The sequence below is a fragment of the Pseudarthrobacter sp. CCNWLW207 genome, assembly GCF_037203945.1.
Lineage (GTDB): Bacteria > Actinomycetota > Actinomycetes > Actinomycetales > Micrococcaceae > Arthrobacter.
The window spans coordinates 78,639-98,803 of sequence record NZ_JBBCBS010000006.1 but is presented as its reverse complement, the minus strand read 5'-3'; the positions used below and the strand labels follow the sequence as shown (position 1 = coordinate 98,803).

The 20,165-nt window shown below is 64.6% G+C and carries 15 protein-coding genes; 7 read left to right on the top strand and 8 right to left on the bottom strand.

Going from position 1 to position 20,165, the window contains the following annotated elements; genetic code table 11:
- Window positions 1–8 precede the first annotated feature (8 nt).
- Genes V9L17_RS11945 through V9L17_RS11930 form a run of 4 tightly spaced genes read right to left on the bottom strand, consistent with a single transcriptional unit; the run spans window position 9 to window position 3,914 of the window.
- Window positions 9–701 carry a Poxvirus protein I5 gene (locus V9L17_RS11945; protein ID WP_337351575.1) on the bottom strand — a complete coding sequence of 231 codons (693 nt, stop codon included), beginning with the start codon at window positions 699–701 and terminating at the stop codon, window positions 9–11.
- Between the two features lie 8 nt (window positions 702–709).
- On the bottom strand, window positions 710–1,627 hold the full coding sequence (locus V9L17_RS11940) for a carbohydrate ABC transporter permease (RefSeq protein WP_337346028.1): 918 nt from the start codon (window positions 1,625–1,627) through the stop codon (window positions 710–712).
- Window positions 1,624–2,577, bottom strand: a complete 954-nt coding sequence (locus V9L17_RS11935; RefSeq protein ID WP_337346027.1) for a carbohydrate ABC transporter permease — start codon at window positions 2,575–2,577, stop codon at window positions 1,624–1,626. Before V9L17_RS11935 ends, V9L17_RS11940 begins: the two co-directional genes overlap by 4 nt.
- Before the next feature lie 47 nt (window positions 2,578–2,624).
- Window positions 2,625–3,914: an ABC transporter substrate-binding protein gene (locus V9L17_RS11930; protein ID WP_337346026.1), complete on the bottom strand. Its 1,290-nt coding sequence runs from the start codon at window positions 3,912–3,914 to the stop codon at window positions 2,625–2,627.
- Window positions 3,915–4,092: 178 nt separating this feature from the next.
- Between V9L17_RS11930 and V9L17_RS11925 the strand changes: the two genes are divergently transcribed.
- From V9L17_RS11925 to V9L17_RS11915, 3 genes are all read left to right on the top strand, one after another.
- Window positions 4,093–6,108, top strand: a complete 2,016-nt coding sequence (locus V9L17_RS11925; RefSeq protein WP_337346025.1) for a beta-galactosidase — start codon at window positions 4,093–4,095, stop codon at window positions 6,106–6,108.
- A 66-nt stretch (window positions 6,109–6,174) separates the two neighbouring features.
- Window positions 6,175–8,064 carry an HNH endonuclease signature motif containing protein gene (locus V9L17_RS11920; RefSeq protein WP_337346024.1) on the top strand — a complete coding sequence of 630 codons (1,890 nt, stop codon included), beginning with the start codon at window positions 6,175–6,177 and terminating at the stop codon, window positions 8,062–8,064.
- Between the two features lie 150 nt (window positions 8,065–8,214).
- Window positions 8,215–8,799, top strand: coding sequence for a GNAT family N-acetyltransferase (locus V9L17_RS11915; RefSeq protein WP_337351574.1), 585 nt, complete (start codon window positions 8,215–8,217; stop codon window positions 8,797–8,799).
- A 60-nt stretch (window positions 8,800–8,859) separates the two neighbouring features.
- Here the strand turns inward: V9L17_RS11915 and V9L17_RS11910 are convergent, their stop codons facing one another.
- From V9L17_RS11910 to V9L17_RS11900, 3 genes are all read right to left on the bottom strand, one after another.
- Complete coding sequence (locus tag V9L17_RS11910) at window positions 8,860–10,221, bottom strand: ABC transporter substrate-binding protein (protein WP_337346022.1); 1,362 nt, start codon at window positions 10,219–10,221, stop codon at window positions 8,860–8,862.
- A 293-nt stretch (window positions 10,222–10,514) separates the two neighbouring features.
- Window positions 10,515–11,456 (bottom strand): carbohydrate ABC transporter permease, encoded by a 942-nt coding sequence (locus V9L17_RS11905; protein ID WP_337346021.1) that lies wholly within the window; start codon window positions 11,454–11,456, stop codon window positions 10,515–10,517.
- Complete coding sequence (locus V9L17_RS11900) at window positions 11,446–12,390, bottom strand: carbohydrate ABC transporter permease (protein ID WP_337346020.1); 945 nt, start codon at window positions 12,388–12,390, stop codon at window positions 11,446–11,448. Before V9L17_RS11900 ends, V9L17_RS11905 begins: the two co-directional genes overlap by 11 nt.
- A 369-nt stretch (window positions 12,391–12,759) precedes the next feature.
- Here V9L17_RS11900 and V9L17_RS11895 point away from each other — a divergent pair, with 369 nt between their 5' ends.
- From V9L17_RS11895 to V9L17_RS11880, 4 genes are read left to right on the top strand one after another with little or no spacing between them, the layout of a single operon-like run.
- Window positions 12,760–14,055, top strand: a complete 1,296-nt coding sequence (locus V9L17_RS11895) for an ABC transporter substrate-binding protein (RefSeq protein ID WP_337346018.1) — start codon at window positions 12,760–12,762, stop codon at window positions 14,053–14,055.
- A 46-nt stretch (window positions 14,056–14,101) separates the two neighbouring features.
- Complete coding sequence (locus V9L17_RS11890; protein WP_337351573.1) at window positions 14,102–15,292, top strand: acetylxylan esterase; 1,191 nt, start codon at window positions 14,102–14,104, stop codon at window positions 15,290–15,292.
- Complete coding sequence (locus tag V9L17_RS11885; protein WP_337346016.1) at window positions 15,289–17,412, top strand: DUF6807 family protein; 2,124 nt, start codon at window positions 15,289–15,291, stop codon at window positions 17,410–17,412. Before V9L17_RS11890 ends, V9L17_RS11885 begins: the two co-directional genes overlap by 4 nt.
- The gene (locus V9L17_RS11880; protein WP_337346015.1) at window positions 17,409–18,548 is read left to right on the top strand and encodes a M24 family metallopeptidase; all 1,140 of its coding nucleotides are present in this window, start codon (window positions 17,409–17,411) and stop codon (window positions 18,546–18,548) included. Before V9L17_RS11885 ends, V9L17_RS11880 begins: the two co-directional genes overlap by 4 nt.
- A gap of 128 nt (window positions 18,549–18,676) precedes the next feature.
- Here the strand turns inward: V9L17_RS11880 and V9L17_RS11875 are convergent, their stop codons facing one another.
- On the bottom strand, window positions 18,677–20,128 hold the full coding sequence (locus tag V9L17_RS11875; RefSeq protein WP_337346014.1) for an aldehyde dehydrogenase (NADP(+)): 1,452 nt from the start codon (window positions 20,126–20,128) through the stop codon (window positions 18,677–18,679).
- Between the last annotated feature and the right edge of the window lie 37 nt (window positions 20,129–20,165).

Here is a 20,165-nt window from a genome sequence, read left to right as displayed (position 1 = left end):
GCAGAGAATTACTGGACGCGGGTGGAACGCATTTTTACCGACGCCGCAGCCAGGATCAGCGTGCCGGGCACTACCACGAAGAGCGCTACAAGCATCCACACGAAAACAACGGCGGCGAACAGTGCGGCCACGAGGAGGAGGGAGCCGGTCCAATCGCGGAGCGACAGGGCCTTCGCGGTTTCCAGGGCGGAGGACCAGGACGCGGACTTGGAGGCGGACGACGGCGGCGCTTCAGCGGGTGCGCCGGGGGCCGCCGGGGTGTTGCGGGCGGCGGAGGCAGGGCCGGCAAAGTCGGACCAGGCTGCGGTGGTGCGCAGGAGCAGGACCGCACCGGCCGTTGCCAGGATGAGCGTCGCCGGGAGGACCACGGCACTGCCGGGCAGTTGCCCAACTGTTGCGAGCAACAGGTTCAGGACAATCACGACGGCGGCTGCCGCCGTCGTGATTCCCAGTTTCCAGCTGCCGGGCAGGGCAGCCTTGAAGGTGCCCCAGAGGCCGCGGAGGGAATCGTCCCGCCCGGAGAGGTGCCGCTCAAGGTGGGCGATACCGGCCGCGTAGGCAGCAGGAATGGTGACAAGCGGAATGGACAGCACCAGCACCAACAGTCCGGCCAGCAGGGTCTCGGAAAACAGTGCGAAGCGGTTTACCGGGATTGGTTCATTGCGGCCTGAAGCGGGTGTGGTGCTGTCCATAGTGCTCATATTCTCTATCAGCCCTTGAGGCCTTGGGTGGAGACGCCTTCAACGATGTAGCGCTGGAACACCAGGAAGAAGATCAGTACGGGCAGCAGGGCCAGGACGGACATGGCGATCATGGCTCCGTAGTCCGAGGACTGGGTCTGGTCCACGAACAGGCGCAGGGCCAGGGGCAACGGGTACTTTTCCGGGGTGTTCAGGTAGAGCAGGGGGCCGAGGAAGTCGTTCCAGCTCCAGATGAAGGAGAAGATCGAGGTGGAGATCAGCGCCGGCTTCATCAGCGGGAGCATGATGGAGGTGAAGATCCGCACGTGGCCTGCACCGTCGATGCGTGCCGCCTCGTCCAGTTCGGCCGGGAGGTTGCGCATGAACTGGACCATGAGGAAGACGAAGAACGCGTCGGCGGCGAGGAATTTGCCGATCAGCAGCGGGATGTAGGTGTCCACGAGGCCGAGCTGGTTGAAGATGATGTACTGCGGGATGATCACCACGTGGAAGGGCAGCAGGAGGGTGGCGATCATCATGCCGAAGAAGATGCTGCGGCCGGGGAACTTGATCCTCGCGAACGCGTACGCGGAGACGGACGCGGAGAGGATGGTGCCGACGACGGCGCCGATGGCCAGGATCAGGGAGTTGGTGAAGAACTGCAGGGTGGTCACCCCGCCGATTCCATCCATGGCCGTGATGAAGTTGTCGAAGCTGAAGTTGTTGGACCACAGCGAGGTGTTCGTTCCGCCGATTTCGGAGTTCGGCTTGAAGGACGAGGCGATCATCCACAGGCCCGGATAGAGGACTATTGCCGTGAGGGCGATGGCGACGATGTGGAAGGCTGCGCTCTTGGCGCGTTTGGTCCCGACCGATTCGGCCTTGGGGTTGTAGTGCGGCGCCTGCGCGTCCGGTGTGGACTGGGTGGGGGTTGCCATGGTTGTCATTTTGCGTCTCCGCTGTAGTGGACCCAGGACTTGGAGGTGCGGAAGATGATCAGGGTGATGATGCCGACGACAATCAGGAGCAGCCAGGCCATCGCCGAGGCATAACCCATCCGGAAGTCGCTGAAGCCGCGCAGGTACAGGTAGAGGGTGTAGAAGAGGGTGGAGCCGGCGGGGCCGCCTTCACCGTTGGAAATGATGTAGGCCGAGCTGAAGATCTGGAACGCGTGGATGGTTTCCATCAGCAGGTTGAAGAAGACCACCGGGGAGAGCATGGGCCAGGTGATGTTGAAGAACTTCCGTACCGGGCCGGCACCGTCCATCGAGGCCGCTTCGTACAGGTCAGCCGGGATCTGCTTGAGGCCGGCGAGGAAGATCACCATCGGGGCACCGAACTGCCAGACGGTCAGCAGGATGAACATCGGCATGGTCATGGACGGGTTGCCCACCCAGCCGCCGAGGTTGATCCCGAAGAAGGACAGGCCCTGGTCCACCGGACCGGAATCACCGAACATCGCCTTCCAGACGATGGCGATGGAAACGGACGCGCCGATCAGGGACGGGGCGTAGAACGCGGACCGGTAGAAGCCCTGGCCCTTGCGCGCACTGTTCAACAGCATCGCCACGGCCAGCGCGGCGGCGAGCTTGAGCGGAGTACCGAAGACCACGTAGCCGACGGTCACGCCCACCGACTGCAGGAACCGCTCGTCCTGGAACATGGTGGTGTAGTTGTCCAGGCCGATCCACTTGGGCGGATCGAAGAGGTTGTAGTTGGTGAAGGACAGGTACAGCGAGGAAACCATCGGACCTATGGTCAGGACGATGAATCCCAGCAGCCAGGGCAGCAGGAAGGTGTAGCCGGCGCGGGCGTCCGCCCCCCGCTGCCGCGACTTGCGCGGCTGCGAGGGAGCGGACTGCGTCGAACGCCTGCTCAGGGTTGGGCTTTGAGTCACGAGTTCAATCCGTCAGTTGGGAACGCAAGGGCAGATAATAAAACTGCTCAGGCGTTCTGCTTGATGAGGTCTTCGGCTTCCTTGAACCACGCGTCCGCTGCGCCGTCCACGGTGACCTTGCCGTAGTTCAGCTCGGAGCTGATGCGCTTGAAGGAAGCTTCCAGCGTGCCGAAGCCGACGATGGGCGGCTCGGGGGCGTCCTTGAGGTACTTCTCGATGGACTTTTCGTAGTCAACAACCAGCTTGTCGGTGCCCTCAAAGGTGGTGCCGTCGCGCTGGGTCTTGGAGGCTGGAACGCCGCGGGAGGTCTTGAAGATCTGGCCAACCTCGGGGTCGTTGACCATGAAGTCGATGAACCGGGCAGCGGCGTCCTTGTACTTGGTCTTGGCGCTGGCGACCATCAGCATGGAGGGCTTCAGGAACAGGCCCAGGTTATCCGGATCGTCGGAGGGAACCGGTACGAGCTTGAGCTCCTTGGCGCCGCTGTCAGCGAGGTAGCCGGCCATGAAGTTATCCCAGGTGACCTCAGTGGCGGTGACGTTCGAGCCGAACGGGGACTTCGGAGCGAGCTGGGTGGTGCGTTCCTCGGAAACGATGGCGGGAGTGCCGCGAAGGTCGGCGGTGAGGTTCCACCATTTCTTCAGGTCATCCTTGGTGAAGCCAAGCTTGCCCTCATCGGTGAAGGCGGCGATGTCATTCTGGCGGAGCCAGATGTTGAACATCCACCAGACGGACGTGTAATCGGTGCCGCCGAAGAGCGCGCCGTTGCCCTTGGATCCGACCTCGGCCAGGAACGCGTTGTATTCCTTGTAGGTCCAGGTGCCGTCCGGTTCGGCGATGCCGAGTGAGGCGAGCTTGGCGGGGTCGTAGTACACGGCAAAGGCGTTGGTGCTGGTGGGAATGCCGTAAGTCTTGCCACGGATCTGGCCCGAGGGCAGGAGCGACTTGTCGAAAGCGTCCGTGTTGATCTTGACCGTGCCCAGGTCCAGGAGCTGGTTACGCTGGCCGTAGTCCCGCATGTAGGACAGGTCCCACTGCATGACGTCGGGCAGGCCACCGCCGGCGGCTTCGGTTGCACGCTTCTGCCAGTATCCGGCGAAGTCGGTGAAGTTGCCGTTGACCTTGATGTCCTTGTTCTTTTCTTCGAACAGGGCAATGGCCTTACGGGTGCGCTCAGCACGGTCGTCGTTGCCCCACCAGGTGTAGTTGATGGTGACGGGGTTCTCCGCGGAGCCGGTTTCCCCGGCGGTTGTGGAGCCGGTACCGCAGGCCGCGAGTGCAGCGGCAGATGCGGTGCCGATGGCCACGGTGGTGAGGAAATGCCTTCTGTTGATCATGAGAGCCTCCTTGCTCGTTCCGTGTAAGCCCATACCCATTTATCTACAACGCGAGCAGTGAGCTGGCTTACACACCTTCTGAAACGATACAATAGCCGGATTATTGGTAGCGGGCAAGCGTTTTCCAAACATCGGTTTTCATGTACGTTTTATTCCAAGCATCAGACAAAGGAGTCACATGACTTTGCAGGAACGATCAGGCCCGGCGAGCGTCTGGGACGCTGTCGAAGGGATCGCCTACGGCGGCGACTACAACCCTGAGCAGTGGCCCGCCAGTGTCCGGTTGGAAGACCTGGAGCTGATGAAGGAAGCCGGCGTCACCTTCCTCAGCGTTGGAATTTTCTCCTGGGCACTGCTGGAACCTGCCGAAGGCGAATACGACTTCGGCTGGCTGGACGAAGTCCTGGACAACCTCGCCGCCAACGGGATCAAGGTTGCCCTGGCAACGGCAACGGCCGCTCCCCCGGCCTGGCTGGTCCGCAAGCACCCCGAGATCCTGCCAGTCACGGCTGACGGGACCGTGCTGGGACCGGGCTCCCGGCGGCACTACTCGCCGTCGTCGGCCGTTTTCCGCCGTTATGCAACGGGTATCACCCGCATCATCGCCGAACGCTACAAGAACCATCCCGCCTTGGCGCTGTGGCACGTAGACAATGAACTTGGCTGCCACGTTTCCGAGTTCTACGGCCCGGAGGACGCCGCCGCGTTCCGCAGCTGGCTGGAACGCCGCTACGGCAGCATAGCTGCCCTCAACGCAGCCTGGGGAACGGCATTCTGGTCCCAGAACTACGGTTCCTTCGACGAAATCCTGCCGCCCGCCGTCGCCCCCTCCACCCTCAACCCGGGCCAGCAACTGGACTTCCAGCGCTTCAACTCGTGGGCGCTGATGGACTACTACCGCGAGCTGGTGGCGGTGCTGCGGGAAGTCACTCCCAACATTCCGGCCACCACCAACCTGATGGCCTCCAGCGCCACCAAGTCGATGGACTACTTCGAGTGGGCCAAGGACCTGGACGTCATCGCCAACGACCACTACCTCGTGGCCGCCGATCCCGAGCGCCAGATCGAACTCGCGTTCAGCGCGGACCTCACCCGGGGTATTGCCAGCGGCGACCCATGGATCCTGATGGAACATTCGACGTCGGCCGTCAACTGGCAGCCGCGCAACCAGCCCAAGATGCCCGGGGAAATGCTGCGCAACTCCCTGGCGCATGTGGCACGCGGGGCGGATGCCGTCATGTTCTTCCAATGGCGCCAAAGCTTTGCCGGGTCGGAAAAGTTCCACTCGGCCATGGTTCCGCACGGCGGCCGGGATACGCGGGTGTGGCGCGAAGTGGTGGAGCTGGGGTCTGCACTGAAGCGGCTCGCGCCAGTCCGGGGTTCCCGCGTGGAGTCCAAGGCTGCCATCGTTTTCGATTACGAGGCATGGTGGGCCAGCGAGATCGACTCCAAGCCAAGCCAAGACGTAAAGTACCTCGACGTCCTGCGCGCATTCCACCGTTCACTGTTCCTGCGCGGGATCTCCGTGGACATCGTCCACCCCTCCGCCTCGCTGGAGGGGTACGACCTGGTCCTCGTCTGCACCCTGTACTCCGTCACCAACCACGCGGCCACCAACATCGCGGCTGCCGCTCGCTCGGGCGCCACCGTTCTGGTGACCTACTTCAGCGGGATAGTTGACGAAAAGGACCACATCCGGCTGGGTGGCTATCCTGGCGCATTCCGTGAACTGCTGGGCATTCGTGTGGAGGAGTTCCACCCGCTGCTGGCGGACTCCCAACTGAAGTTGAGCGACGGCGGTGTCTCGTCCGTGTGGAGCGAGCACCTTCACCTGGCCGGGGCGGAAGCGCTTCAGACGTTCACCGATTACCCCCTTGAGGGTGTGCCCTCGCTGACCCGGCATGCTGTAGGGTCCGGGGCTGCGTGGTACCTGGCCACATTCCCCGACCATGACGGTATCGAGTCAGTGGTGGACAGGCTGCTGGCTGAATCCGGAGTTGCGCCTCTAACGCAGGCAGATTCCGGGGTGGAACTCACGCGCCGCCGCGCCGCTGACGGCAGCTCCTTCCTCTTCGCCATCAACCACTCGCGCTCTTCCGCCTCTGTCCGGGCCGCTGGAACGGACCTGCTCAGCGGAGACCGATTTGGCGGCACGATTGAGGGCGGTGGCGTGGCGGTGATCGCGGAGGACTAAGGCCCTTCTTTTCGTTGGCGGTCTAGTGACAGCAAGATTGTCGTACCCCTTTGGCAGGGTATTCCTATGGAAGCTCTTAGGGTTCAGCGGGTGGGGCACGGCGGCGCAGCCGCCCTGCTCACGCGGGCTGAGCCGCCTGTTGGGGGCGCTTCCAGGGGCAGGGCGTTCGACGGCAGCATCAGGGCTGCCCGGTCCGACAAGCAGTTCGTTCCAACCTCGGAGGTAGCTGCTTCGTGCCTGCCCAGCCCTGCCGGGCTGCCGGATGCTTCAGCGCTTGCGGAGGCCATCGCCGTCGTGAAAGCTGCCGCGGCGGCCGGGCCGGGCTTCCTGGCAATGGCGGGCTACGCGGAAGCCGCCGAGTACGCCAGCCAAGTCGAGGACCTCTCCCGGTCGGTGGAGTACCTGCAGGTCCTGGGTGCAGGCGCAGTGGACCGCACCCGCACTCAGGCCATCGCCGACGCAGCAACCGCACGGACCCGGAACGGCGGTTCCTGGATCACCGGGTGGGATAACGGCACCGAAACGCTTGATGAGACCGACGCTTCCTGGCCTCATGGCACGGCCGATCCCGCCACCTTTGGCCGCGCCGGCTTCACCGCACAGTCTGTTCCGCCTGTTCCGGTGTCGCCGGCCGATGACGGTTGCAAGAACACCGCCGAGTTCCTGCGTGCCCGGCTCCGGATCAGCGTCTCCGAAGCCCACCGCCGGATCAGTCTCGCCGCCGCGGTGCTGCCCCGGACCGGGATCACCGGAGATACCCAGCCCGCCGAACGCCCCGAACTCGCTACCGCCGTCGCAGCAGGGACCGTCGCGTCCCGCCCCGCAACCATCATTACCCTGGCACTGGACCGCGTCCGGCACCACGCCTCCGCGGACACCACCACCCGGATGGAACACGCCCTAACCCGCACCGCCGCAGAAAACGACACCGACTTCCTCACCCGAATCGCCCGCCGCTGGACCGAGGCGATCGACCAGGACGGCACCGAACCCACCGAACACGAACTCCGCCACCGGCAGGGCGCCTTCCTCCGCCAGGCCCGCCGCGGACTGCACCATGTGGAAATCTTCGCCACCCCCGACCAATACGAACACCTCATCACCGTCATGAACACCGCCACCAACCCCCGCACCCAGGCAGGCAATCCCCACACCACCACCGGTACCGGCGGCAGCGACGCCACCAGCACCCCAGACAGCGGGGCCGGCAGCACCACGGACGAGAGGGACAACGGGGATACCGGTGCCGCCCCTCAACCCGACCTGGACCGGCGCACTCGGCCACAACAACTTCTCGACGGCCTCGTCGGCGCCTGCAAGGCAGCACTGGCCACCGGCACCCTCCCCGCAACCGGCGGACTCCGCCCCCAAGTTATGGTCACCATCGATTACCGCGACCTCCTGGACCGCCTCGAACACGCCACCACCCAAGGACCCCGCTACCGCCCTCAACCAACCAACCCCACCCTGAAGCACCACAACACTCGCGACACCGGCAGGGTCCCCCGCACCGGGCCCCCGGATCCCGGCAGTATTCCCGGCACCGGATCGTTCGCGTTCACGGGCCCCGCCGCCCCCGCCACGGTCCGCAAAATCGCCTGCGACGCCGACATCATCCCCGTCCTGCTCGGCAGCGAAGGACGCATCCTGGACATCGGCCGCACCACCCGGATCTTCCCGCCGCACATCCGCAAAGCCATCACCGCCCGCGATCACGGCTGCGCATTCCCCGGCTGCAACGTCCCTGCGCCCTGGTGCGAAGCCCACCACATCACCTACTGGTCACACGGCGGATCCACCAGCACCGACAACGGCACCCTGCTCTGCACCCATCACCACCACCTCGTCCACAAAGAACAATGGCAAATCCAGGTTAAAGCCGGCATCCCCTGGTTCATCCCCCCACCCCACATCGACCCCCACCAAAAACCCCAACGCAACCACCACCAAACATAGGCAACGCACGTCCAACGCAGATCAAGGCTGTCCGGTAAGGCTGTACCCGCAGTCGAGCCGCCAGGTCGATGTAACGCCGGGCAAGCTGATTCCGCACGCCAAGGAAATCCGGAGCCTCCCAGAAGAGGCCATCTGGGCGATACTGGACAGGTGATCAGGGAGGCCAAGCCAGAAGACATCTCCGGAATCCGTGACATTGAGATCGCCGCCGGAGTACTCTTTCGCGGGCTCGGGATGGACGCCGTAGCGGACGACGCCCCACCGTCTCAGAGCGATCTGGCGCCCTACCTGCGCGATGGCAGGGCTTGGGTGGCCACAGACCCGGCCGACAATCCCATCGCGTACATCCTCGTAGACGTTATTGACAGCAGGGCCCACATCGAACAGGTCAGCGTCCACCCGGTGCACAGCCGCAAAGGCCTCGGCAGCGCCCTCATCGACCATGTGGAACGGTGGGCCGCCGCACGCAGCCTCCACGGAATGACGTTGACAACTTTCAGCGACGTCCCCTGGAACGCGCCCTACTATGAGCGCCTTGGCTTCAGGACATTGCCCGAAGAAGCCTGGTCCAACGGTCTGAAGGAGATCGTGCGGGAGGAAGTCCGGCATGGGTTGGGCGCGTGGCCGCGCGTAGTGATGGAAAAAGACGTCGCCTATGATAAGCAGCTCCGTCCCGGCAGGGAACCAGTGGTTCCTGCCGGGACGGAGCTGCCACCCGCCGTCGGACGTTCTTAGAGGATGCTAAAGGACTTCCGGAGCCTTTACGGCGGTGTGCGGACTAGACGGGTCTGCGCTTTAGCTACTGATTGCCGACTTCATTTCGTCGTGGGCTTTCTTGCCGGCCTCATCCGTTGAGAGCCTATTGAAGAGGACCTCTGAGGTGTACCGCTTGATGATCTCCTGGATTGCACCGGCGCCCTTCGGCGGAGCGGCAGGAGCCTCACCGAGCTCGCCCTTGATCTGGTCGATGAACTTGACCACCTTGATGTCAGCGGGAGTCAGCTTCGATTCAATGGCATCGCGGACGTCTGTGTTGGGGTATACGCCACGGTCAGCCAAGAGAGCTTCTCCGGCTTTTTCATTGTTGGCCAGGAAGTCAATGAATTTGGCCGTTTCCTCAGGGTGCTTGGTCCGGGAGGAAGCGGACCAGAACTGGGATGCCTTGTACCAGAGCTGTGTGTCGGCAGCCTTCCCGGTCTTGGAGGGGAACCGCAGGATCTGGAGGTCGCTTCCAGCCGCTTTCTCGAGTGCCGGCAACTGGTTCGACCACCAGAAGGCCAGCCCGTTCTTGCCGGTGGCCAGGCCGCTCTGGTCCAGCGGCGCGGCTTCGGCTTCCACAACTTCCGACGCCGACGGAACGGCCTTCTTCTCGCTAAGCTCCTTCAGGAACTCCCACCACTGGGCAATATCGGCCGGCTCGAAACCCAGCTTGCCGTCGGAGGTGTAGAGGGATTTGTCGTTCTGGCGCAACCAGACGCCCAAGGATGCCTCGTCCGTGCCGTAGGCGGCAGAGCCGTACGTGCCCTTCGGGGACTTCTCGGTGAGCTCGGCGGAGATGCGGCCGAAGTCTTCCCAGGTCCAGGTCGTGTCATCCGGAAGCGGCACACCGGCGGCCTGGAACACGGCGGGGTTGGCGATGATCGTGGCCGCGTTGATGCCTGCAGCAATCCCGGTCAGTCCATCCTCGCTCTTGCCCGCATTCAGGGCGGCCTCGTCCAGCTTCGACGTGTCGATCTGGTACTTGGAGAGATCCAGCAGGGCGCCGCGGCTGGAGTACTCGGTGATGTACTTTTCGTCCATCTGGATGATGTCCGGAGCGTCGTTGGCGGCTACCTGGGTGGCCAACTTGTCCCAGTAGCCGCTCCAGTCGCCGTACTCGGGCTTGATCTTGATCTTGGGGTTCTCGGCCTCGAAGGCAGCGATTGCCGCCTGCGTCAGCTGGGCGCGTTTGTCGCTGCCCCACCAGGAAAAGCGCAGTTCCACGGTGCCGTCGGCACTCTGTGGAGCGGCTCCCCCGCCGCAGGCGCTCAGGGCAAGAACGGCGGCGGCTGCAGCAGCCACCACGCCTGTCTTGCGGAACCTGCGGTATGCGCCGTTGGAGGGTGTCTCTGCCGAATGGTTCCGGGCAGCAGACTCAGAACGGGGAAAAAGCGGCACTGGATACTCCGATCTTCTTTGATCTTGTTGCTGGGGATGTGAAAACGAGGAAGCGTTTTCTTAAGTCTGATACTACAAGTTGGATACTTGTATTACAAGAGGTTGCCCGGAAGCTCTTGGGGACCTCTCCTATAAGGAAAAGCGCGACGTCGAATGTTCCGTAGGCAGGGACGAGCGGCTGCCTGCCTGCGCCCCAACCCCTAACAGCCGACGGCCCGCCCCTTGGCGGGACGGGCCGTCGGTTCGAGTCGGTTTCGAGCGACGGGCTGGTAGGAGGCAGCCGCCGGTGAGGGCTATTTGATGCCGGTGGTGGCGATGCCCTTGATCAGGAACCGCTGGCCGAAGAGGAAGACCAGGAAGACCGGCAGCAGGGACACGATGGACATGGCGAACAGCGAACCCCAACTGGTGGCGGACTGCGAATCCACGAAGGCGCGCAGGGCCACCGGAACAGTGAACATATCAGGGTCCGTGAGATAGATCAGGGCGCCGAAGAAGTCGTTCCAGGTCCAGATGAACGTAAAAATAGTGGTCGTGGCCAGTGCCGGCACCATCAGCGGCAGGATGACGCGCAGGAAGATGCGGGGGTGGCCTGCGCCATCGATGCGTGCGGCCTCGTCCAGGTCCTTTGGAATACCGCGGATGAACTGGACCATCAGGAAGACAAAGAACGCCTCGGTGGCCAGCAATTTCGGGACGATCAACGGCCAGAAGGTGTTCACCCACCCGATCTGGGAGAACAGGATGTACTGCGGCACGATGACCACGTGGAACGGAAGCATGATGGTCAGCAGCATGATGCCGAAGAAGAGCTTCTTGCCGGTGAACTGCAGCCGGGCGAAAGCGTACGCGGCCATCGAGCAGGAGATCAGGTTGCCCAGGATGGAGCCAATGACCACAATCGCGGAGTTGATCATGTAGTGCCCGAAGGGGTGGGTCAGGGCTGACCAGCCGTCGGTGTAGTTGCTCATCTCCAGGCTGTTGAGCCAGAGTCCCGGTTCGCGGAAGATCAGCTCGTTGGCCCGGAGGGAAGAGACCACCATCCAGAGCAGCGGGTAGATCATCAGGGCCCCGGCGAGGATCAGGATGGCATGCTTGCCCAGGGCTTTGGTCCGCTGTTTCCGGCTGAAGGCCAGGGTCCCGCGGGATTCCCGGGGTTTACGGTGATTCGTAGGCTTGCCGGCGCCGGATGTCTTCCTGTCCGGGGCGGGCAGCGTCTGCAGCTTAGTCGTCATAGAAAACCCAATACTTGGAAGCGATGAAGTTGATGGCGGTGAACACACCGATGATGACCAGCAGGAACCAGGCCATGGCCGAGGCGTAGCCCATGTCGAACTGGCCGAAGCCCTTTTGGTAGAGGTACAGCGTGAAGAACATCGTGGAATCGGAAGGTCCGCCGTTTCCGCCCGAGACGATGAACGCCTGGGTGAACGACTGGAACGAACCGATGATCTGCAGGACCAGGTTGAAGAAGAGGATCGGGCTCAGCATTGGCATCGTGATCTTCCAGAACTGCTGAAGAGTGCTGGCGCCGTCCACCTTCGCGGCCTCGTAGTACATCACCGGGATCTGTCGCAGACCGGCCAGGAAGATGATCATCGGGGCGCCGAACGTCCAGACGTGCAGCAGGATGATGGAGCCCAGCGCCGTGCTGGGGTCTGAAATCCAGCCGGGGCCCTGGATGCCGAACATCGCCAGGACCTGGTTGACCAGGCCGGTGGTGCCGAAGATCTGCTTCCAGAGGATAGCGACAGCCACCGAGCCGCCCAGGAGGGACGGCAGGTAGAACACCGAGCGGTAGAACGGCAGGCCGCGCAGGCCCTTGTCCAGGACCAGCGCGATCAGGAGCGCCACGGCCAATTGGAGCGGAACGCCGACCAGGACGTAGGTGAATGTCACGCCAAGTGAGTTGTGCAGCCGGGCGTCCGAGAACATCCGGGTGAAATTATCCAGGCCCACCCATTCCGGCGGCTGGAGGAGGTTGTAGTCCGTGAAGGACAGGTACAAGGACATCAGCATCGGGCCGATGGTGATGGCAACCAGGCCCACCAGCCACGGCAGCAGGAAGATGTAGGCGGCCTTATTGTCCCGGCCGTTGGCCTTCTTCTCTTCGGCAGTGGCCTTGCCCTTACGCCGGGAAATCGAGCTCAGTTCACTGATGGCGCTCATTGCGGCGACTCCATTTCACGCAGCAGGACCGCCGGTGCCGGCAAGCCTGCCGGCCGGGGCGTCCTAGGGATGTGTTTAGCGGCCATGTGGTCTCCTTTGGTCATCGTGGCCCTCCACGTCGGGGGTGTGATCGCCGGGGCGATCGGGATGCGTCCCGCCTCCGGTGGCGGACTTCGGGTGCTGCGCGGAGCGGCTGAGGCTGTTTCCGCGGTCCGGTTCCGCCGCCGCCGGGCGGGACGTGTAAAAAGCGGCTCCGTACCAAAGTAAACGGTTTCTTGACTCCTGTATAGCCCTTTGTTAGCTTTTGAGAAAGCGTTTTCTGTTACCAGGATCACTCTATCCACACTTCGACACCCGAGGGGCACAACAATGCGGTTTGGTCTCAATAAGTCTTTACTGGGCATCGCCGGAACGACGGCGGCACTCGCGTTGGTCCTCACCGGCTGCGGGGGCAACCCTGAAGCCGGAAAAGTGGGCACCGTGGAAGATCCGGTCACCATCCGGTTCGCCTGGTGGGGGAACGACTCCCGCGCCAAGACCACCCTGGAAGTCATCAAGGACTTCGAAGCCGCCAACCCCACCATCAAGGTCCAGGGCGAAAACACTGAGTTCAGCTCGTATTGGGACAAGATGGCCACGCAGATCGCTGGCGGCACCACCCCCGATGTCTTCGCCATGAGCGGTTCCTATCCCAGCGAGTACTCCAGCCGCGGCGTCCTGCTGGACTTGGACAAAGTCAAGGACCAGTTGGACACCTCCAAGTTCGCCGAGGGCACTGTGGACCTGGGGAAGATCGACGGCACGCAGTACACCATCACCGCCGGGGTGAACTCAATGTCGATGGTCATCGATCCCGTGGTCTTCGAAAAAGCCGGCGTGGAACTCCCGGATGACGAGACCTGGACCTGGGACGACTTTGCGGATATCGCCGCGGAAATCACCAGGAAATCGCCGGCTGGAACTTTCGGCACCACCCCCATGGCCAACGATTCGTTCCTGGCAGTGTGGGCACGCCAGAACGGCGAAGACCTCTACACCGAGGACGGCAAGAAGATGGGCATCAGCGAGGACACGCTGGCCAAGTGGTTCGAGCTGAACAAGAACCTGATGGAAACCGGCGGGGCGCCGTCGGCCTCCCAGACGGTGGAAGACGGATCCGCACAGCCTGAACTGACCCTGATGGGCCAGGGCAAGCAGGCTATGAAGATCTCCTGGAGCAACCAGATGACCTCCTACTCGGGCTCGCCCCTGGTCATGATGAAGATGCCCGGTGAAAGCAAGGAACCGGGTGCTTGGCTGCGCTCGTCCATGGAGTACGCCATCTCCTCCAGGTCGGCCCACCCCAAGGAAGCGGCATTGTTCATCAACTACCTGGTGAACAACATGGATGCAGCCAAGAAGATCAAGAGTGACCGCGGAATGCCCGCCAACACCGAACTGAAAGCCGGCATCACCCCGCTCCTGAAGGATTCCCAGCAGAAGGAAGCCGCCTACCTGGATCGGATCGCTGAGTTGAACATTGCAGCGCCGAAGCCGTTCCCCGCAGGGTCATCCGCAACGCTCGAAGTTTTGAACCGATTCAATACAGATGTACTCTTCGGTAAGGTTTCCCCGCGGGACGCCGCCAAGGGCATGATTTCCGAGGTCAACCAGAACCTCGGCTGACCGCCGCCGACGCCCACCAGTCCCCTATCGAACAACAGGCAGGCCAGTGACTACACCAGAGGAGCCCACGCGGCCCAGCGCCATTGGGGGCTATGAGGACTGGCCCGGCTATGTCCGGCACCAGCCCCGCCACCAGGCCGCCACCCCGGAAGCCCAGGAGCTCGCGGATGCCCTGGGCGTCCCCGCCGCCGCCCCTCCGGCCGATGTCACCGTCCACTGGGAGGAAACGTACGACGGCGTCACCACCTCCCAGCTCAGCTGGCAGTTGGGCTTCGGCCCCCGCAGTACGGGCTGGCTCGTGCGCCCGGACGGGGCTTCCGGTGCCCTGCCGGGTGTGCTCGCCCTGCATTGCCACGGCGGAAACAAGTTCGGCGGAGCGGACCGGCTGGTGGAACTTCCGCAGTCCCATCCTTCCGCCGCGGCGGCGCGGGCGGGCCACTACGACGGCCAGGCACTGGCTACGGAGGTGGCCCGCGCCGGCTTTGCCGTGCTGGCCCATGACACGTTTGCGTGGGGCAGCCGCCGGTTCGACCTCTCCGTACCGCCGTGGCGAACGGCCGCAGCGCTGGACGCGAGGAAGTCGCAATGGCGGGAGGACGGCGTCGTACCAACCGATGCGGACCTGTACAACGCCGCCGCAGGCATCCATGAAGACACCGTGGCCAAGGCCGCTGGCCTGCTGGGCACCAGCCTGGCAGGAATGGTTGCCCATGACGACCTCGCGGCACTGGAGATCCTGGCCTCCCTGCCTGGGGTTGATCCGGAGCGGCTGGGCTGCATTGGCTTCTCCGGCGGCGGCGGCCGGTCGCTCGCGCTGGCTGCGCTGAGCCCGCGGATCAAGAACTACGTGGTGACCTGCATGATGGCCACGTTCGAGTCACTCCTGCCCGCCTACCTGGACGCCCACTCCTGGCTGCTCCAGACGCCGGGGCTCTGGAAACTGGGCGACTGGCCGGAACTCACCGCAAGATCCGAAGCGGAGGGTTTCCTGGTGCAGTTTGCCCTGACGGACCAGCTTTTCCCCGAAAGCGGCATGCGCGAGGCCCACCTAATACTGGAGTCACTGCACCCGCCCGGCGCCTACACAGGAAGTTTCTGGCCGGGCGGTCACGTCTTCACCGCCAGGATGCAGAATGAAGCCATCAGGTACTTAGCCAGAACTCTAGGCGCCGAAAGCCCCGCCACCCAGCACCATCTAACCCTTTCCACTCCCATCGGCACCGAGGACCATCGATGACTCAACAATCCGCCTTCGCGGCACCTGGCACTACAACGCCGCACTCTGCCGCGAAACCCGGCACCGACTCAGCTCCAACTGACCGTCCGCGGATAGCCCTGGTGGGCGTCCATGGCTTTGGTGAGCGGCACCTGGCCAACCTGGCCCGGCTGGAGGCGGCCGACGCCGTCGAACTGGTGGCAGTGGCTGATCCGCATCCGCCGCAGGAGGGGACACTGGGGGCTTCCGTGGCGGTCTTCACCACCCTGGAGCAGTTGCTGGCGTCGGGAACGGCCCCGGATGTGGTCATCCTGGCCACGCCGATCCAGACCCACGCTCCACTGGCGTTGACTGCACTGGCGGCAGGCGCGGACGTATACGTGGAAAAGCCCCCCGTCGCTTCCATGGCGCAATTCCAGGAGGTTTTGGATGCGGCCAATGCGTCGGGAAAGCTGGTCCAAGTGGGCTTCCAGAGCCTGGGGTCCCTGGCCCTGCCCGCGATCCGCGAGTCGATCGCTTCCGGCGAGATCGGGGATGTCCTCGGTTTGAGCGCCCAGGGCATGTGGCTGCGGACCAAGGGCTACTTCCAGCGGTCCCGCTGGGCCGGGAAACGCAGCCTCGATGGCACCGACGTTGTGGACGGCGTGGCCACAAATGCCCTGGCGCATGCCGTAGCAACCGGGCTGCATCTGGCCGGCGCGCATACCGTTGCCGACGTCGCATCAGTGGAGACTGACCTTTACCGGGCCAATGACACCCAGAGCGACGACACCTCCGTGATCCGCGTCCGCACCGCGGCCGGGCAGACCCTGCTGTGCGGCCTGACGCTCTGCGCCCCGGAGCAGCAGAACCCTTCCGTAACGGTCCACGGCACTCAGGGGGACATCATGTTCTTCTACACGGAGGACGAGGTAGTCACCACCACGGCAGCCGGCGAGCGCCGCGAGACCTTCGGGCGGACTGACCTGCTGGAGAACCTGCTCGATGCCCGCAGCACCGGCGCTCCCCTGCTGTGCAGCCTGCCGGACACCGGTGCTTTCACGTCCGTGCTCGAAGCCATCCGCACGGCTCCCGACCCGCAGGAGATTCCCGCCGCGCATCTCACGTGGGAAGGCGCCGGCGAGGACGCACACCCCGTAGTAACCGGCATCCCTGAACTCATCGAGCGCGCGGCCAAGGCCCAGGCGACGTTCGCCGAACTCGGCGTCCCCTGGGCCCGCAGTGTGCCTCCGGTGCAGACCTTCGACCTCGCCGGTGGGCCTGTGGCCGAGTACCAGGACGGCAGCCACATCCGCGCCGTTTCCTCGCCCCGCCCCTACCTCCACCCGGTCCGCACCCTCAGCGGGACCGTCGTCACCGATCATCAGCCGCTGGACCATGTGTGGCACCTGGGTGTGGGCGTGGCTTTGCAGGACGTGGACGGCGTCAACTTCTGGGGCGGCCGTACCTACACCCGGGCAGCCGGCGAATACGTCTGGCGGCCGGACCATGGCACCATCGTCCGCACGGACCAGACGCAAGGCGGAACCGCCGTCGAACAGTCCCCGGCGGGCGGCCGGCTGGCCGAATCCCTGTCCTGGAACGGGCCCGACGGCGCTCCCGTCCTGACCGAGCAGCGCACCTGGACGTGGGCCTTGGCAGGCTCCTCCGCCTGGCAGCTCAGCCTCGACTTTGCGCTCTCCCCCGCGGGCGATAACCCGGTGAGCCTGGGCAGCCCCGGCTCCAACGGCCGCCACCAGGGCGGCTACGGCGGGTTCTTCTGGCGCCTTCCGGAATGCTCCGGGGCAACGGTCTGGACGCCATCGGGCACCGGTGAGGCCGCCGTGCACGGAAGCGTCACGCCGTGGCTCGCCTGGTCCGGCAGGTTCAGTTCGGGAACTGACGACGGCGGCACGCTGGCCGAACCTGCGGGCGGCGGTACCGCCACTCTCGTGTTCGTCGCCGCGGCGGATTCCACGGATCCGTGGTTTGTCCGGGTGGACGGCTATCCGGGTGTTGGCCAGTCACTGGCCTGGGACGCCCCGGTGATTGCCCAGCCCGGCACGCCGGTGCGCCGCAGCGTCACCGTGTTCATCGCCGACGGAATTTTGGGCACGGAAGACATTGAGACATTGATCAAAACGCAGGGGGACAATTCATGAGCCAGACCACCGCCACACCCGCGCCACACCATTCGCCGCCCGCCGGCAAACGGACAGCACCCGCCTCCACAGCCGACCGCGAGGTCAAACGACGGCGCGTGCTGGATATCCTCGACGCGAAGGGCCAGGACTCGCTCCTGCTGACCACCCACACCGCGCTGACCTGGTACCTCGATGGCAGCCGCGTGCATATCAGCCTGGCGGGAGATCCCATCGCCGCCCTGCTGGTGGACCGCGCAGGCGACCACCTGGTCACGTTCAACAATGAGGCCGGACGCATAGCTGCCGAGGAACTCCCGGCGGGAGTTTCCCTACACACCGTCCCCTGGTACGGGAACCTGCACGAGGCCGCTGCCGCCGTCGGACGTTCTGCTGGCAGCAGCGCGGGCACTCCGCTCGCCGAGGCAGCGGTGGCTACCGAGCTGAGGGCTGCCCGGCAGCAGCTGCTCCCCGGCGAGAGCGCCCGCTACGCCCACCTCAGCGCGGAACTGGCGGGCATCATGACTGACGTGCTGTCCACCGCCCGGCCGGAAACCACTGAATTCGAGCTCGCGTCCGCCCTCGCCGGCCGTGTGGTGGCCGCCGGCGCGGAGCCGCTGGTCCTCTTGTGCAACGGCAGTTCGCGAAGCGATTTCCGCCACCCGCTAGCTACCCACGCGCCGCTTGGCCGCCGGGCCATGGCAGTGGTGTGCGCACGACGGGATGGCTTGGTTGCCAACATCACCCGCTGGGTAAGGTTCGACGGCGGCACGCCCGCGGAGCTCGACGCCGAGTCCCGGATCGCTGCCGTTGAGGCGGACATCTTTGACGCGACCGTCCCCGGCACCCGGCTTGACCGCATCTTCGGAGAGATTAAGGCCTCGTACTTCCGCCACGGCTTCGGCTCGGAGCAGTGGGAGCAGCACCACCAGGGCGGACCGGCCGGCTATGCCGGGCGGGACCCGCGCGTCACCGCCGCCGCCACCGACGCCGTGGTGCTCAACCAGCCGTTCACCTGGAACCCGTCAGGGCCCGGTGTGAAGATCGAGGATACGGTCCAGCTCACCGAGTCGGGGATGAAGGTCCTGACCGTTGATGACCGCTGGCCCACCACCACCGTCAACGGGCTCAAGCGCCCCCTCACGCTGCAGCTCTAGGCAAAACGCTCTCTCACATAGAACTGCTCCCCGGAAGTCGGAACTGAATTTCTCAGTCCAACTTCCGGGGAGCAGTTCACAACGGAGAGAGCGTTTCGTTTAAACCGACGTTATCTGCGAGAGCGTTCTTACGGAAGAACCAGCTCACCGTCCACGCGGCGCGGAATTCCCAGCGGGTTGCTTTCGCGGAGCGCCGGGTGCAGGACCGTTTCCGGAGCATCCTGGTAGGCCACGGGCCGCTGGAAACGACGGACCGCCGTCGCGCCTACCGAGGTGAAAAGCGATGTGGTGGCGGGGTACGGGCCGCCGTGCTGCTGGGCCCAGTTCACTGCGACCCCGGTGGGCCAGCCGTCGAAAAGGACACGGCCAGCGAGGCCGGACAGCTGCTCCACGAGTTCTGCGACATCCTCGCCCGGCTGGGCGTGGACCGTGGCGGTCAGGCTGCCGGGAACCTTGGCCAGGACAGCGGACAGCTCTTCCTGGCTCGCGTATTCGATCAGCAGCGTGGTGGGGCCGAAGCATTCCTCCAGCAGTTCGTCCGGGCGCTCCAGGACGTTGGCGGCGGAGGTGGAGAAGACCACTGGTGCGGCGCCGTCGCGGGTGGCGTCCTGGTCTGCTGTGCCGCTGACGATGGTCACGTCGGGCAGCGAGGCCACGCTGCGCAGGCCATCCGGGTAGGCGTCGGAGATGCGGGTGGTGAGCATGGCCGCCGTCGGCTTGTCCTTGCTGGCCTCTGCGAGTTCTGCGGCGAAGCCCGAACCCGACGGAATGAACACCAGGCCCGGCTTGGTGCAGAATTGGCCGGCACCCATGGTGAACGAGGATGCGAGGCCCGCCGCGAGCTGGCTGGAGCGCTCGGCCAGCGCCGCAGCGGTGATGACCACCGGGTTCAGGCTGCCAAGCTCGCCGTAGAAGGGGATGGGATCGGGCCTGGAGACGGCGAGGTCAAAGAGCGCCCGGCCACCCGGGATGGAGCCCGTGAAGCCCACCGCCTTGATGGCGGGATCCTGCACCAGCGCGGTGCCCACCTCTCGGCCGCTGACCAGGGCGAACAGGCCATCCGGGGCACCGGCGGAACGCAGGGCTTCCGTGACCACCTCGGCCGTCCGCTCGGAAAGCTTCAGGTGCCCCGAGTGGGCCTTGACGATGACCGGGCAACCCACGGCCAGGGCGGAAGCGGTGTCGCCGCCGGCAACGGAGAACGCGAACGGAAAGTTGGAGGCTGAGAAGACGGCCACCGGACCGATGGGGCGCAGGATTCGGCGCAGGTCCGGCTTGGGCGGGGTGGCGGACGGGTCCGCATGGTCAATGATCGCCTCAAGATAGGAGCCTTCGGTGATCACGCGGGCGAAAAGCCGAAGTTGTCCGGACGTGCGGGCCACCTCGCCGGTGAGCCGGACCGTGCCGAGCCGGGTCTCCGAGTCGGCGATCTCCACCAGTTCGGCCACGTTGGCGTCAACCGCGTCGGCGACGGCGTTGAGCCAGCCTGCCCGCTCCTTGTCCGTCGCCGCAGCGGCGACAGAGGCTGCCCGGGCGGCGGCAGCGGTGAGTTCGGAAAGTGAAAGGGTTGCAGTAGTCACTGGGGTACCTGTATTTCGTCGGGAAGTGTCGTATCGG

What these genes read in the sequence shown, in the direction of transcription:
- V9L17_RS11905 (WP_337346021.1), bottom strand. Translation starts at nt 11,456, where the DNA reads ATGACGACTAAGCTGCAGACGCTGCCCGCCCCGGACAGGAAGACATCC.
- V9L17_RS11900 (WP_337346020.1), bottom strand. Translation starts at nt 12,390, where the DNA reads ATGAGCGCCATCAGTGAACTGAGCTCGATTTCCCGGCGTAAGGGCAAG.
- V9L17_RS11945 (WP_337351575.1), bottom strand. Translation starts at nt 701, where the DNA reads ATGAGCACTATGGACAGCACCACACCCGCTTCAGGCCGCAATGAACCA.
- V9L17_RS11920 (WP_337346024.1), top strand. Translation starts at nt 6,175, where the DNA reads ATGGAAGCTCTTAGGGTTCAGCGGGTGGGGCACGGCGGCGCAGCCGCC.
- V9L17_RS11880 (WP_337346015.1), top strand. Translation starts at nt 17,409, where the DNA reads ATGAGCCAGACCACCGCCACACCCGCGCCACACCATTCGCCGCCCGCC.
- V9L17_RS11940 (WP_337346028.1), bottom strand. Translation starts at nt 1,627, where the DNA reads ATGACAACCATGGCAACCCCCACCCAGTCCACACCGGACGCGCAGGCG.
- V9L17_RS11895 (WP_337346018.1), top strand. Translation starts at nt 12,760, where the DNA reads ATGCGGTTTGGTCTCAATAAGTCTTTACTGGGCATCGCCGGAACGACG.
- V9L17_RS11885 (WP_337346016.1), top strand. Translation starts at nt 15,289, where the DNA reads ATGACTCAACAATCCGCCTTCGCGGCACCTGGCACTACAACGCCGCAC.
- V9L17_RS11925 (WP_337346025.1), top strand. Translation starts at nt 4,093, where the DNA reads ATGACTTTGCAGGAACGATCAGGCCCGGCGAGCGTCTGGGACGCTGTC.
- V9L17_RS11930 (WP_337346026.1), bottom strand. Translation starts at nt 3,914, where the DNA reads ATGATCAACAGAAGGCATTTCCTCACCACCGTGGCCATCGGCACCGCA.